Source organism: Nonomuraea sp. NPDC050404 (assembly GCF_040655495.1).
In the GTDB taxonomy this organism is placed as follows: Bacteria; Actinomycetota; Actinomycetes; order Streptosporangiales; family Streptosporangiaceae; genus Nonomuraea.
Genome location: NZ_JBFAKB010000004.1, coordinates 71,975 through 86,389, shown reverse-complemented (window position 1 = coordinate 86,389; position 14,415 = coordinate 71,975). Strand labels below are relative to the sequence as shown.

Genomic DNA, 14,415 nt, shown 5'->3' with positions numbered 1-14,415 from the left:
CGCCGCCCTAACCTCGCAGCTCGGCCATTCCCTCCTCGCGGGTCTTGACGGGCCGGTAGCCGAGCTCCTCCGTGGCCTTGGAGATGTCGATCGTGCACTCCTGGCCGGCCACCCACACGCTCATGTAGTCCAGCGGCGGCGCGCCGGACAGCCGCAGGCCGCGCCAGATCGTCTCTCCCGCCGACGCCACCGCCAGCGCCAGCCCCAGGGGCAGCGACCTGTCCGGCGGGGTCACGCCGCGGGTGGCCAGCAGTTCGGTGATGAAGTCGCGGAAGAGGACGGGGTGGCCGTCGGTGACGAAGTACGCCTGTCCGGGGCGGCCCCGTTCGGCGGCCAGGATCAGCCCTTCGACGGTGTTGTCCACGTGCGTGGTGTCGGTGCGGTGCCGACCGCCGCCGATCCAGGCGAACCGGCCGCCCTTGACCATGGCGACGAGTTCGGACAGCACGGTCGTGTCGCCCGCGCCCCAGACGAACCTGGGCCGCAGCACGACCGTCTCCAGATCAGCGTCGAGGACGAGGCGTTCGGCGGCGGCCTTGGAGGCGGGGTAGTGGGCGCGGGAGTCCGGTCGCAGCGGCGCGTTCTCGTTCACGCCGACGAGGGGCTGCCCGTCCATGAGCGCCGCCTCGGTGCCGACGTGGACCAGCCGCCGCACCCCCGCCTCACGCGCGGCGCGTACGACGTTGGCCGTGCCCTCGACGTTGTCGGCCCAGAACTGGGTCCTGCTGCCGCCCCGCGAGGTGCGGGCGGCGGCGTGGAAGGCCAGTTCGCTGCCGCCGATGGCGGCCCGCAGCGCCGCCACGTCCCCGAGGTCGCCGCGCACCGCGCTCCCGCCCAGGGCCTCGACCTTGGCGGCGGCCGCGTCACCGCGGGCCAGCGCGCGTACGACGTGACCGTCCTTGACCAGGCGCGCGACGAGCCGCCCGCCCACGAAACCGGATCCCCCGGTGACGAACACTGTAGTCATGATCATCCCTTGATCGTGGAGATCTCTACTCCGGTATTGTGACGCCTGCGCGGGCGGCAAGCGGGCGACAAACCGTTCATGTCCCGATCCGCGACTCGACGACAAACGAAGACCTGCGTAACCTAACAACGCCGATTGACAGACCACTGCGTGGAGCGCCGGATGACTGAGGAAGATTCAGCGACGCTCGAGAAGACCCGGGTCGTCCGGTCTTCCCGGTGGAACGGTCCCCCTCTCTTACTGGCATCCGAGGGCGCGCGGGCCGTTGTGGCGGGTACCGGGGCGCACCGGCCTTCCTCGCGGCTGCCGCAGGTGCCCGCCGTGCCGGCGACGGTCAACGACGTCGGGCAATGCCTGGTGGAGCGGGCGAGCCTGGCCCCCGCCAACCTCACCGTCCTCGTGGACCCGGCCACCCCCGCCAACCTGGGCGAGGCGCTGGAGAAGGCGGCGCGCGAGGCCACGAGCGTGCTGATGTTCCACTTCGTCGGGCACGGCCTGTTCGACGCGGACAATGAGCTGCACCTGGCCACGCGGGCCACGGTGGATCTGGGCCAGGGCGTGCCCGGTTACCAGGCGCTGCCGTGGTCGATGGTGCGCAAGATCCTGTCGGGGTCGCGGGCCGAGCTGGTCGTCGTGGTGCTGGACTGCTGCTTCACCGGCGGCGCGCGGCCGGTGCCGGCCAAGGCCATGGAGCAGCCGCTCGACCCCTCGTGGCAGGGCGCGTACGTGCTGGCCTCCTCCAGCAAGGACGAGAACTCCTGGGCGCTGCCCGGGGTCAGGCACACCGCGCTCAGCGGCGCCTTGCTCAGGCTGCTGAACGAGGGCGATCCCCAGGGGCCGGTCTCGTTCACGCTGGACCACGTGCACCACCACCTGGCGCGCGTCCTGCCGGACGCCGGGTTCCCGCGTCCGCGGCGGCAGGCCGGCGAGCTCAAGGAGCTGCCGCCGCTCGCCGCCAACCCGGCCCACCAGGCCCCCAGTACGCGGACGGGCCCGCCGATCTCCGCCCCCGGCGACCTCAACAGCCCCTACCGCGGCCTGCCCGCGTATGGACCGGAGCACGCCCACCTGTTCGTCGGCCGCGAGGAGGCGACCAGGTCGCTGGCCACGCGCGCCCGGCAGGCGCTGCGCTCGGCCGGTCCCCCGGTGGTCATCGGCTCGCAGGCGTTCGAGACCGGCGGCCCGCTGGTCGTCACCGGCCCGTCGGGCTGCGGGAAGACGTCGTTGTTGCGGGCCGGGCTGATCCCCGCCCTGGGCGAGTCGATCGGCCGGTCGGTCGTCATGACCCCGGGGGCGTGGCCGGTGGCCCGGCTGGCGCACGAGCTGGCGCCCCTGAGCGGCAGCGACCCCGAACGGCTGCGCACGGTCATCGAGTCCGACCCCGGCGCGGTGCTGCGCGGGTTGCCGGCGCGCACGCTCGTGGTGGTGGACCAGTTCGAGGAGCTGTTCACGCTCTGCCCTGACGAGAAGGCCAGGCGGCGCTTCGTCGAGGCGCTCACCGAGCTCTCCCGCGCCGCCGCCGTGGTGATCGCCGTGCGCGGTGACTTCTTCGGCCGCTGCGCGGCCTACCCGGGACTGCTGGAGACGATGCGGCGGCCCGAGGTCATGCCGCCCATGTCCCCTGCCGACCTGCGCCAGGTGATCGAGGAGCCGGCCGTGCGCTCGGGCCTGTCGCTGGAGGCCGGGCTCGCCGACCTCATCCTGGACGACCTGCAGCACCTGGAGGGCACCGACGACCTGCTCGTCCTGCTCTCGCACGCGCTGCTGGCCACCTGGCAGCGGCGTACCGGCGGGATGCTCACCATGTCGGGCTACCGCTCGGCCGGCGGCGTCGCGCGCGCGGTGGCGATGAGCGGCGAGGAGACCCTGCGGCGGCTCGGCAAGGAGTCCGAGCCGGTGGCGCGCGGCCTGCTGGTCCCGCTGGTGCACGTGGACGAGCGGGCGGGCGGCATGCGGCGCCGGGTCCTGGTCTCCGAGCTGAGCTCGGGCAGCACCTCCGTCGAGGGGCAGGTGCTGGCGGAGTTCGTACGGGCCCGGCTGGTCACCGTGGAGCACGAGCAGGCCGAGCTCGCGCACGAGGCGCTCATCCGGGCCTGGCCCCGGCTCGGCAACTGGGCCGAGACCGCCAGGGCGGGCCTGCTGGTACGCCGCCGGCTGGCCGAGGACGCCGACATGTGGCAGCGCGACGGCCAGCAGACCACCTACCTGTACACCGACGACCGGCTCGCCACCGCGCAGGCAGCGGTCTCCCCCGGTGCGCCGGGAGAGACCGCGCCCATCACCCCCGCGGTGCGGGAGTTCCTCGACGCGTCGCGGCGCAGGCAGCAACAGCGCCAGCAGATCGTCCGCGGCGTCATCGCCGCTCTGTCCGTGTTGTTCCTGCTGGCCGGGGTGGGCGCCATCGTGGCCCTGGTGCGGGGCAGCGGCTCATCCACGCTGGCCGCGGAGGCGGGCAGGGAGCGCGACCAGGCGCTGTCCCGCCAGCTCGCCACGGCCGCCAACACCACCCAGGACAGCTCGCTGGGCTCGCAGCTCGCCCTGGCCGCCTACCGCCTGTCGGCCACCCCGGAGGCGCGCGGCGCGCTGCTCGGCTCGTTGTCCCGCCCGGTCGGCGCGCGCATGGTGGGCCACACCTCGCCCGTCGAGCGGGTGGTCTACCGCTCCGACGGCCGCGTGGCCGCCACGGCCTCCGACGACTTCACCGTACGGCTGTGGAATGTCACCGACTCCCTGCGCCCCAAGAGCCTCGGCATCGCCAGGGGGCACACGGGCGGGGTGCTGACGACGGCGTTCAGCCCGAACGGCAAGCTCCTGGCGACCGGCTCCGCCGACGGCACCTCCCGGCTGTGGGACGTCTCCGACACCGCCAAGCCGCGCGAACTGGCCACGATGAAGGGCCACAAGGAGCAGGTCGGCTCGGTGTCGTTCAGCCCGAAGGGCGACCTGCTGGCCACCGCGTCCACCGACGGCTCGATGCGGATGTGGGACATCAAGGACACGGCCAAGCCCGCCCAGGTCTCCGTCGTGAACCAGGACTCCGACCTCAACAGGGCGGCGTTCAGCCCGGACGGGCGCATGATGGCGCTCGCCTCCAGCGGCGGCACGATCTACCTCCTGGACGTGCTCACGCCCGCCAAGCCGCGCAGCCTGGCGACGCTGACCTCGTCGGAGGGCGCGGTCAAGAGCGTGGCGTTCGCGCCGAACGGCTCCTACCTGGCCTCCTCCTCCGACGACGGCGCGGTGCAACTGTGGGACATCACGGCCACCAAGCTCGTCGGCACGGCGCGCGGGCACTCCGCCTCGGTGGACGAGGTGGCCTTCAGCCCCGACGGCGCGGTCCTGGCCAGCGCCTCCGCCGATGCCACGGTCGGCCTGTGGAGCGTGGAGAACCCGCGTACGCCCGAGCTGACCGCGACCCTCGCCGGATCCCCCGACGGGGTGAACGGGGTGGCGTTCAGCCCGAACGGCCAGAACCTGGCCACCGCCTCCGCCGACGGCGTCGCCCGGCTCTGGAACTCCTCCAACACCTCCCGCACCTCGTCCTTCACCCGGCTGGCCCGGCACACCGAGCAGGTCAACGGGGTGGCCATCGCCAAGGGCGGCCGCACGCTGGCCACCACCTCCGGCGATGAGACGGTCAAGCTGTGGGACGTCTCCGACCCGGCGGTCTCCACGCCGCAGTCCACCCTGTCCGGGCACACCGAACCGGTCCTGGCCGCCAACTTCAGCGCCGACGGCCGCCGCCTGGTGACGGCCTCGGCCGACAACTCGGCCAAGATCTGGGACGTCGCCGAACCCGCGACGCCCAAGCTGCTGGGCACGATGAAGGGTCACACCGACGACGTGCGCTCGGCCGTGTTCAGCGCGGACGGCAAGATGGTGGTGACCGCGGGCAAGGACGGCAGGCGGTTGTTGTGGAACGTCGAGACGCCGGCCAGCCCCAAGCAGCTCTCCGCGCCCGCCGCCGCCGACGGGCACCTGAGCGTGGCCACGTTCAGGCCGGACGGCCGCGTCATGGCGGCCGCCGTGGGCGCGGCCTCGGTACGGCTCTGGGACATCTCCAAGCCGGCCGCGCCGAAGGGCCTGATCACCTTCGCCGCCCACCTCGGCAACGTGCTGGACCTGCGCTTCAGCAGCGACGGCAAGACGCTGGCCACGGCGTCGTCCGACGGGACGGTCCGGCTGTGGGACGTGAGCGACACCACCAAACCCAAGCGCGTGGCGGAGCTGGCCGGGCATTCGGCGGACGTGACCGGGTTGTCCTTCAGCGCCGACAACCGCACGCTCGTCACGTCCTCCCAGGACAGGACCGTGCGGATCTGGAACGTCGCCACCCCGTCCAAGCCGGCGCTGTGGGCCGTGCTGGCCGGCCCGAACTCGGCCGGCGACGTGGAGCTCAGCTCCGAGGGCACCATGCTGGCCAGCGCGTCGGGCACGGCCGCGCAGCTCTGGGGCCTGAACGTGGAGCAGGCGAGCGCGAACGTCTGTGAGGCGTCGGGGACGTCGATCTCCAGGACCGAATGGACCCGGTACGTCCCCGGCCGCCCCTACACGCCGCCCTGCACCGCCGCGTCCGCATCGGCGTCCGCGTCCGCCAACTGACAGTCGGTGAAGGTCGCCTGGCAGCCCTCCGCTGCCAGGTCCTGCACCCACAGCCCGACGAACGCGCCGGTGAAGCCGAAGGAGCGCACCAGCCCCTCGACGAACTCCTCGGCGTTCTCGTCGGACAGGACGGTGGCGTCCAGCTCCACCGGCACGGTCGCGCCGTCGTAGGAGAAGCGCAGGACCGGGCCGTCGAGCTCCAGGCCCAGGCGGGTCGGCGTCACCTCGGCGGTGAAGTGCACGGTGCGGTGGCCGCGGTCGCTGCCGGTCAGGACCAGGCCGCCGGTGGTGAGCGCGAGGTGGTACCAGTTGCGCGAGTTGTAGTACGCGGTGATGCCGGCCGACTGGTGCACGCTGACCGGCTCGAAGGTCACGTTCGCGGCGAAGGTGCACCGTTCGGCGGTCACCCGGCGGGCCACCAGGCTCGGGGCGCGCCGCCCGTACGGTGACTGGCCGCCGTTGATCGTGACCTGGCCGCCGTCGAAGCGCACCCAGTCGGGCGTGGCGGGACGGCGCAGCGTGCTCCATTCCTGTTCCGTCTCCTGCCACGGATGCGGCGGCAGGGCGGGGGCGGGGACCTCGACGGCGGGCACGCCCCCGGCCACCCTGGGCCAGCCGTCGGTCCATTCGACCCTCTGGATGGCGCTCTCCCTGCCCAGCACGCACCGGCCGCGCGGCGAGTGGGGCCTGGCGACCAGATGGGCCAGGTACCACTCGCCGCCCTTCGTCCTGACCAGGCTGCCGTGCCCGGCCTTCTGCAGCTCCAGGCCGGGGTCGTGGCGGGAGGTGAGCATCGGCCCCGCCGGGTCGTCCTCGTACGGGCCCTCCAGCGAACGCGACCGCAACACGCTGACACAGTGCTCGTAACCGGTGCCGCCCTCGGCGACCATCAGGTAGTACCAGCCGTCGATCCGGTAGACGTGCGGCCCTTCGGTGACGCTGCGGTTGTCCAGGATGAGCCGCGGCGGGGCGTCTCCGGCCAGCGGCTGCAGCTCGATCCCCGAGAACCCGCCACCGGGGCGGGAGTCGAAGACCATGTTGAGCAGGTACGAGGCGCCGTCCTCGTCGTGGAAGAGCGCGGCGTCGAACCCCCGGCCAGGCAGCCTGACCGGGTCCGACCAGGGTCCTTCGATGGCGGGCGCGGTGACGAGGTAGTTGGCGACGTCCTTGTAGCCGTGCGCGTAGTGGTCCATCACGCTGTAGACCAGGTGGAACAGCCCGTTCGCGTAGGTGAGGTCGGGCGCCCACACGCCGCCGGAGTCGGGCACGCCGGACAGGTCCAGCAGCCTGCGCTCGTTCAGCACGCCGCCCAGCGGGCGCCAGTTGACCAGGTCGCGCGAGTGGTGGATCCGCACGCCCGGATACCACTCGAACGTCGAGGTGGCGAGGTAGTAGTCGTCGCCGACCCGCAGGAAGGACGGGTCCGGGTGGAAGCCGGGCAGGACGGGGTTGCGGATCATCAGCTCTCCACGGGACGGGGGGTGTGGCCCGGTGATCCTACCGATGGCCGATGCCCGCCTTTCCCGCCGCATCCAGCGATGACGCCGTTGTGAAGCAGAAATGCAGCAGCCGCTTCATGGGGTGATGCCGCCAAGCCGAACAACGAACCTGGAACGGAGTCGCACCACATGAACATCAAGAGAACTTTTGCCATCGTCGTGACGGGAACGGCACTGGCCGTCGGCGCCCTCGCGAGCGCCGCGTCGGCGGACCGCGACATGAACCACCAGAGCCGGCACGGCAACGCCGGCCAGCACGAAGGCGGCGTCGTCCCCGCCGACGACAAGGACTCGAAGTAACCGGCCGGGCGCAGGGCCGCCGTGGAACCAGGCCACGGCGGCCCCACCTCCCGGGCGGGCGCACACCCTAAGTAACCGATCCCAGGGACGTCCGGCCGGTGCGGCGCTAAGGTGGGCCAGGTTAAGACCGTGCGAACAGCACATGACCTGACCGCCTCGTTCGTCTTCCCAGAAGGTGACACCGCCAGAGCATGCCGAGCGCCACACGTCCAGGAGACCCATTGTCCGGCCGCAAGAGCACCGTGGACGTGGTGGTCCTGACGATGAACGATCGGCCGGAGGCGTTCCCGCGGGCCATGGCCTCGCTCCTGGCGCAGCGGGACGTCGATCTGCGGGTGGTGATCGTGGGCAACGGGGTCGCGCCCGACCACGTGCCGGATGGTGTACGCACGGTGACCCTGCCGCAGAACGAGGGCATCCCGCAGGGCCGCAACATCGGCGCCGACGAACTGGCGGGACCGGACGCGGGCGAGTTCGTCTTCTTCTTCGACAACGACGCCCTCCTGCCCGCCCCCGACACGCTGGCCCGCCTGGTCGCCGAGGCGAGGCGGCACCCCGAGGCCGCCTACATCCAGCCCCGCATCGCCGACCCCGGCACCGGCGTGACACTGCGCCGCTGGGTCCCGCGCCTGCGCGCGGCCGACGCCACCCGTGCCGGCACCATCACGGTGATGGCCGAGGGCGTGGTGCTCGTCCGCCGCGACGACTACGACCGGGCCGGCGGCTGGCCCGGCCACTTCTTCCTCTTCCACGAGGGCATCGACCTGAGCTGGAAGTTGTGGGACCTCGGCCGTACGGGCTGGTACGCGCCCAACATCGTGATCCACCACCCGGCCACCGACCCCGCCCGCCACGCGGCCTTCTACCGCCTCGTCGCCCGCAACCGGGTCTGGCTGGCCTATCGCCGGCTGCCCGCGCCGCTGATCCCCGTCTACCTGGTCACGTGGATCGTGCTCAGCATCGCCCGCGTCCGTTCCCGCGCCAACCTCGCGGTCTGGTTCGCCGGGCTGCGCGAAGGGCTGAAGGGCGGGCACGGGCAGCGCCGGCCGATGTCGTGGCGCACCGTGGCGCGCCTGACCCGAGCCGGCCGTCCGCCCATCGTGTGAGCGGTGGCATGCAACGCCGCCGCCGAGCTGCCACGCGGGCTGCGCATCAACGTGATCAGTCCGGGCTGGATCCGGGAGACGCTGGAAGGTCTGGGGATGGACGGCTCGACCGGCACACCGGTGGCCGAGGTGGCCGCGGCCTACGTCAAGGCGATCGAAGGCACCGCGCAAGGCCAGACGATCATTCCCTGAGGAGTGCGGTCGTGGTCAGCGGGGCGCCTGCCTGGCCGCCCGCCACTCCGGTGCGAGGACCGACCAGACCTCGACGTCGTACCGCGTGCCCCGGTGCGGGTAGCTCTCGCGCAGCACGCCGTCCCTGGTCATCCCGAGCCGCCGCGCCACGGCGATGCTGGCCTCGTTCTCCGAGGCGACCTGCCACTCCACGCGGTGCACGCCGCGCTCCTCGACGGCCCAATCGATGATCACCCGCGCCGCCCGGGTCACCAGGCCCTTGCCGACCGCCGACGGCTCCAGCCAGCAGCCCGCCTCGGCGCTGCCCCGGGCGAGGTCCATCGTCCTGAACAGGACTCCGCCGACCAGCTTGCCGTCCGTCCAGATGCCGTAGATCCGTCCGGAGTCGGCGATGGCCTTCTCCGCGTACGAACGGAGGAAGGCGCGGCTGGACTCCAGGTCGGTGACGGCATCGGGCAGGACGACGTAGCGCCCGATGAACTCCCGCCCGCGATCCAGGTGCGCCAGGAACTCCTCGGCCCGCCACGGCTCCAGCGGACGCAGTTCCGCCCCGTCGTCACCCAGAGATACCGCGAACATCCGCACCCCCACGTTTGGCTGCCAAACGCTGACGAGACTAGGACGAAAAGACGCGCCTGGCCACCCGATATACGGAACGCACCTTGTTTTACGGAACAAACCGTCGTAATCTTTGCGACAGGTTGTTCCGTAAAAGGAGTTGTCCCATGGCCTCGCCCGCTGATCGTGCCGATCTCATCGAGCTGCTCGGCCGCTATGCCGATATAGCGGACATGAAGGAGTTCACCGAGTTGCCCGGCCTCGTCTTCACCGACCCGCTCACGATCGACTTCGAGTCGGTCACCGGCATGGCGCCCATGACCGTACCGCTCGGCGACTACACCGGGAACGTCCGCAGTGCCTTCGAGCCCTTCACGGCCACCCACCATGCCATCACCGGCCACGTGGTCGAGGTCGAAGGCGACCGCGCGACGATCCACGCGCACGTCCGCGCCGACCACTGGCTCCCCGGCGATCCACCCGGTCACTGGCTGGTGGTTGGCTTCTACGACAACGAGGCGGTCCGGACGGCGGACGGCTGGCGGCTCAGCAGCGTCAAGCTCACCGCTACGTACCAGGAGAACTCACAACCCGAGCGAGGATGAGCGGATGCCGCGGATCCGGGGGGCCAGCATCGAGGAGCACCACGAGATGGTGTGGGCCGACATCGCCGAGGCCGTGCGGCGACTGCTGCGCGAGCGCGACTACGACTCGATCAACATGGGCCACATCGCGGCCGGGGCGGGGCTCGCGCGCAACACGTTGTACAACTACGCAGGCGACAAGGGCGCGCTGGTCCTGGCGCTGACCCGGCGGGTGGGGCGGCCCGCGGTCGAGCGGGTGGCCGCCGTCGCCGCGCGGTCTGCCGACCCTGCGGCGGAGCGGATGCGGGAGATCATCGCGGTGGTCCTGGAGGCGTTCAGGGACCAGATCCTGCAGCTGATGTTCCTGCCGGGTTCCGCCGAGACGCCGAAAGGGCCGGACAGCCCGTTCCACGAGATCGTGGTCGAGGTGGAGAACGTGGTCAGGGCCGGCATCGGGCGCGGGGAGTTCCGCGACGTCGGCGACGTGCGTCTCACGGTGGAGCTGCTGTCCGGGGTCATGCGCTCGGGCGCGGAACGCATCGGCCGGGACCCGGCCGCCTTCACCGGCACGGTCCGTACGGCTCGGGAGATCATCCTCGCGTCCCTGACCCGCCGCCCGGACTAGTCAGGCGTTCGCTCGGCGGAGGCATTCGGCGGCCTGGGTCCAGAGTGCCTTGCCGGACACCGCGGTGTAGCCGTGCAGTGCTTCCCACCGGACGTCGTGAGCCGCAGGCCACAGGCCGGCCGCCCACGCGACCTGCTGCTCCTCGGCGGTGAACAGGCGGCCCCGTGCTTTTTGGTAGGCGGTCAGGAACGCCTCGGTGCTCTCGATCGGCGGCAGGGTGGCCGGTCCCAGCTTGGGGAACACCGCACTCGCGGCTCCCACCAGGGCGGCTTCCGGTTGCCAGGCCAGGCTGTCCCAGTCGTGCACCGTCCACACCCGCCGGTCGTGCCAGCGGAGGTTGTGCGCCTCGAAGTCGGCGTGGCCCAGCACGCGCGGCAGGTCGGCGGCCAGCATTCGGCGACGGGCCCTGTCGGCTGTGTCCGTGACGTAGGCGGGGACGAGGCTCTGGTCTTTTTCGTCGAGTGACTCGATCGACGGCCACAGCCCGGGGTCCTTGTGATCCCACCGCACCCAGCGCGGGTTCGGCAGCGGCGGCGTGACGGCCAGGTCCGCCAGTGCGGTGATCAGGTGGGCGAAGACCTCCGCGTAGCGCACGGCGACGTCCGGCGAGTCCCCGCGCAGCACCTCTCCGCCAGGGCGGAACTCCTCCGCGTGCACGACCAGGGGGCCGACGGTGACGACCGGGGTGAGCGGGCGGGCGCAGGGGAACCCGTTCCCGGCCAGCCACGTTTGCGCCGCGACACATGCTCCCGCCCGGCCGTCGTCGTCGCGGGCCTTGACCACGACGTCCGTGCCGCCGGTCAGCCGGAGGCCGAACACCGCCGACATCGACTGCTGCCGGAACAACACGTCGGCGGGCCGGTCCCCGAGGTGGTCCACACACCATTCGGGCAGCCAGTCCGGCAGATCGTCAAACGGCACAGCGAGAACTATGCCAGACAGGCCCGTTCAAGGCGTCAGGCGCAGGATGCCCCAGTGGCTGGTGTCGAGGTAGCCGCGGGCCGAGGCGTCGTTCCAGGTGACCGCACTCGTACGGGCCGCGCCCGTGGCGTCGTTGACCTGGACGTCAAAGCCCAGGAGCGAGCCAGGCGACAAGGTCACCGTGGGCAGCTTGATGGCGGCCTCCACCACGTAGCCGCCAGGCACCGTCTTGGCCGCCGCCCGCACGTTGTCCTTGACCCCGACGGCGTCGAACGTGCCGCCGACCGTGACCCGGCCCGTGAAGCTCACCCGGTACTGGCCGTCCTCATCGCCGTATCCCTTCGTCTTCCCGTTCTCAGGGTCCACGAAGATCTCGACGGAGTCCTGCTCCCACGGGTTGGCCGACTGCTCGCTCAGCGAGGGATCCGCGACCTGGGCCAGGACGTACAGGGTGGAGCCCTGCCATAGGGAGCGCACCTTGGCGGTCGCGCCCGAGCCGCCCTGGATCCAGGTGCCGGTACTGATCTCGGGCACACCAGCCCATCCCCGGTCCACCACCCCGTCCGGCACGGGCGCCGGGCGGCGGGGAGCCGTGGTGCGCTTGATGGCGGGCACGGCGGTGACCTTGCCCGCCCAGGTGATCTCGGTGCCCGAGTCGCGGACGGTCACGGTCACGTCGGTGCCGGACGGGAGCAGCGCCTCGGCGCGGTACCCGGCCGCCGTCGGCCTGACCCCCGGCCCGCTCCGCCGCAGGGTGCGTGAGCGTCCGTCCACGGTGAACGTCACCTGGTCGTCCTTGGCCGCCGTCGTGTCCTCGACCTCGGCCAGCACGTACAGGCCACTTGAGGACGAGCGGGCCTGGAAGCCGGCCGAAACGTCGCTGACCCGGGCGAGGGGCGCGTCCGGCAGCAGGTCCCACTCCAGGTCCCGCCTGCCGTCCACCTTGATGACGCCGGCGGGCGCCTCCAGGCGGCGCACCAGCGGCTCCAGCTCGGACGGGTCCACGACCCCCCAGTACGCGGGCTTGGCCTGCAGGTCGTGGTCGAAGAGCAGGGGTGCGTTCAGGCGCGGGATGGGCCAGGACTGCAGCCAGCTCACGTCGTCCGACTCGCCCCACACCGTGACCGAGCTCAGGTGGTCGGCCTGCCGCCGGAAGACGTCGAACAGTTCCTTGTAGCGGTGGCCCTGCTGGATGAGGAGCTCGGGCGGGATGCTGTCGTAGCTGGAGACGAAGTCGGTGTAGACGCTCACGTCCAGCTCGGTGACCTGCTGGTCCACGTCGAGCGCGGCGAAGCGCCGGATGGTGTCCTCGACGTTCGAGGCGGGCGGCTGCTCGATGTTGAGGTGGAGTTGGTGGCCGACGCCGTGGATCGGCACCCCCTCGCCCTTGAGCTGCTCGACCAGCTTGTACAGGGCCTCGCGCTTGCGCGGGAACTCGGTGTTGTAGTCGTTGATGAACAACTTGGCGGCCGGGTCGGCCTCGTGGGCGACACGGAAGGCGGTGCGGATGAAGTCGAGTCCGGCGATCTCGTACCACTTCGAGCGGCGCAGGCCGTCCGGCTGGTTCTCGTCCACGACCTCGTTGACCACGTCCCAGGCGGCGATCCTGCCCTTGTAGCGGGTGACGAGCGTGCGCACGTGCCGTTCCAGGCGTTGCAGCAGCACCTCCTTGGTGGCGTTCTCGAACACCCAGTCCGGGGTCTGACTGTGCCAGGCGAGCGTGTGGCCGCGGACCGACATGCCGTGGCCGGTGGCGAAGTCCACCAGGTGATCGCCGTCGGTGAAGGTGAACTCGCCGTCCCTGGGCTCGGTGGCGTCCCACTTCAGCTCGTTACCGGGGGTGAGGCCGTTGAAGTGCTTGGCGAGCAGCTCACCGTGCACGCCGAGCGTCTCGGGGCGGGTGGCGGCCGAGCCCATGGTGAAGGGCACCTCGTCCTTGAGCGAGGGGATGCCGGTCTGGATGGGCTTGGGCTCGACGTACGTCATCGAGAAGTCGTCGAGGTGGAAGGGGAAGGTGCCGGTGTCGGACTCGATGTAGAGGCTGAGGAACTCCACGTCGTACGCCAGCGTGTACGTCCCGGAAAGCCGCACCCACTCCCCCGCCGGCACGTCCTTCGGCGCCACGACGCGCTCGTAACTGGGCGTGCCGCCGCTCCTGCGCTCGATCGACAGCCCGAGCCGCCCGGACGGCGTGTCGGGGCCGAGCCGCACCCAGGCGGACATGGCGTACTTGTCGCCCTTGCCCATCCGGCCCAGGACGTTCAGGGCGGGGCCGTCCCAGGAGGCCGAGCGGCCGGTGACGGCCAGACCGGACGTTCCGGCGTGGGCCACCTCGCCGGTCGCCAGGACGGCGGCGGCGCGCGGTGACCAGTCCTGCGCGGTGCCGTCCTCGAAGTCGCTGGTGATCGGCTCGCGGGTGGGGTCGCCGAGCGGGGTGATGACGATGTCGTCCAGGTGGTACTCGGAGGTGGCGCCGGAGCTTTCGACGTAGAGCTGCATGTCGGTGGATTCGGCGGTGAACAGGTAGGTGCCCGACAGCCGTACCCAGTCGCCGTCGGTGACGGTGGCCGCCGCGACCCGCTCGTACGTGGTCTCGCCGCCGGTCGGGGTGCGCTGCACGGTCATCGCGATCGTGGCGGCGGGCTGCCCGGCGGCCAGGCGGGCGTGGGCGGTCACGGTGTAGCCGAGGCCCCGGGCGAAGGGCGCGGGGATGGACGCGCCGTGCCAGGTGGCGGTGCGGCCGGAGGTGAGCAGGCCCCGGGTGCCGGTACGGGCCGCCTCCGCCGACGCGGTCACGGAGACGCCGTCGCCGCGCGGACCCCAGCCCTGGGCGGTCCCGTCCTCGAAGTCGTGGACGAGGTCCGCCGCGTGCGCGGGAAGCGCCGGCAAGAGGCATAACAGGACAGCCACCACGACGGTTCCCAGGGTGCGCACGGTACTCCTACCGAAGGATGAAAGTTTCAGGGAAGTGCCGATAAATATCAGGCGGACTGTAGAGCCGGGGCGATCGGCCGGTCAATGGGCCCCTGCCCGCCGTCGTCTGTTCTGCAATCGCTTGTTG

Annotated in this window: 11 protein-coding genes; 6 read left to right on the top strand and 5 right to left on the bottom strand. The window is 71.6% G+C overall.

Going from position 1 to position 14,415, the window contains the following annotated elements:
- Window positions 1-7: 7 nt before the first annotated feature.
- Complete coding sequence (locus tag AB0I81_RS11975) at window positions 8-967, bottom strand: NAD-dependent epimerase/dehydratase family protein (protein ID WP_360654154.1); 960 nt, start codon at window positions 965-967, stop codon at window positions 8-10.
- A gap of 321 nt (window positions 968-1,288) precedes the next feature.
- Here AB0I81_RS11975 and AB0I81_RS11970 point away from each other — a divergent pair, with 321 nt between their 5' ends.
- Window positions 1,289-5,569, top strand: coding sequence for a caspase family protein (locus AB0I81_RS11970; RefSeq protein WP_360654151.1), 4,281 nt, complete (start codon window positions 1,289-1,291; stop codon window positions 5,567-5,569).
- Here AB0I81_RS11970 and AB0I81_RS11965 read toward each other — a convergent pair.
- The gene (locus AB0I81_RS11965; protein WP_360654148.1) at window positions 5,515-7,029 is read right to left on the bottom strand and encodes a glycoside hydrolase family 43 protein; all 1,515 of its coding nucleotides are present in this window, start codon (window positions 7,027-7,029) and stop codon (window positions 5,515-5,517) included. The genes AB0I81_RS11970 and AB0I81_RS11965 overlap by 55 nt on opposite strands.
- Before the next feature lie 168 nt (window positions 7,030-7,197).
- On the opposite strand from AB0I81_RS11965, the gene AB0I81_RS11960 reads away from it, so the two are divergent.
- The 3 genes from AB0I81_RS11960 to AB0I81_RS11950 all read left to right on the top strand — a co-directional run bounded on the left by AB0I81_RS11960 (window position 7,198) and on the right by AB0I81_RS11950 (window position 8,666).
- Window positions 7,198-7,368, top strand: a complete 171-nt coding sequence (locus tag AB0I81_RS11960; protein WP_360654145.1) for a hypothetical protein — start codon at window positions 7,198-7,200, stop codon at window positions 7,366-7,368.
- A gap of 221 nt (window positions 7,369-7,589) precedes the next feature.
- The gene (locus AB0I81_RS11955; protein WP_360654142.1) at window positions 7,590-8,474 is read left to right on the top strand and encodes a glycosyltransferase; all 885 of its coding nucleotides are present in this window, start codon (window positions 7,590-7,592) and stop codon (window positions 8,472-8,474) included.
- 3 nt (window positions 8,475-8,477) lie between these two features.
- Window positions 8,478-8,666: a hypothetical protein gene (locus AB0I81_RS11950; protein ID WP_360654139.1), complete on the top strand. Its 189-nt coding sequence runs from the start codon at window positions 8,478-8,480 to the stop codon at window positions 8,664-8,666.
- A 15-nt stretch (window positions 8,667-8,681) separates the two neighbouring features.
- On the opposite strand, the gene AB0I81_RS11945 is transcribed toward AB0I81_RS11950, so the two are convergent.
- Window positions 8,682-9,245, bottom strand: a complete 564-nt coding sequence (locus AB0I81_RS11945) for a GNAT family protein (protein ID WP_360654136.1) — start codon at window positions 9,243-9,245, stop codon at window positions 8,682-8,684.
- A gap of 146 nt (window positions 9,246-9,391) precedes the next feature.
- Here AB0I81_RS11945 and AB0I81_RS11940 point away from each other — a divergent pair, with 146 nt between their 5' ends.
- On the top strand, window positions 9,392-9,829 hold the full coding sequence (locus AB0I81_RS11940; protein ID WP_360654133.1) for a nuclear transport factor 2 family protein: 438 nt from the start codon (window positions 9,392-9,394) through the stop codon (window positions 9,827-9,829).
- 4 nt (window positions 9,830-9,833) lie between these two features.
- Window positions 9,834-10,433, top strand: coding sequence for a helix-turn-helix domain-containing protein (locus tag AB0I81_RS11935; protein ID WP_360654130.1), 600 nt, complete (start codon window positions 9,834-9,836; stop codon window positions 10,431-10,433).
- On the opposite strand, the gene AB0I81_RS11930 is transcribed toward AB0I81_RS11935, so the two are convergent.
- Window positions 10,434-11,354 carry a phosphotransferase gene (locus AB0I81_RS11930; protein WP_360654127.1) on the bottom strand — a complete coding sequence of 307 codons (921 nt, stop codon included), beginning with the start codon at window positions 11,352-11,354 and terminating at the stop codon, window positions 10,434-10,436.
- Window positions 11,355-11,381: 27 nt separating this feature from the next.
- Window positions 11,382-14,288 carry an endo-1,4-beta-xylanase gene (locus AB0I81_RS11925; RefSeq protein WP_360654124.1) on the bottom strand — a complete coding sequence of 969 codons (2,907 nt, stop codon included), beginning with the start codon at window positions 14,286-14,288 and terminating at the stop codon, window positions 11,382-11,384.
- Window positions 14,289-14,415: the final 127 nt, after the last annotated feature.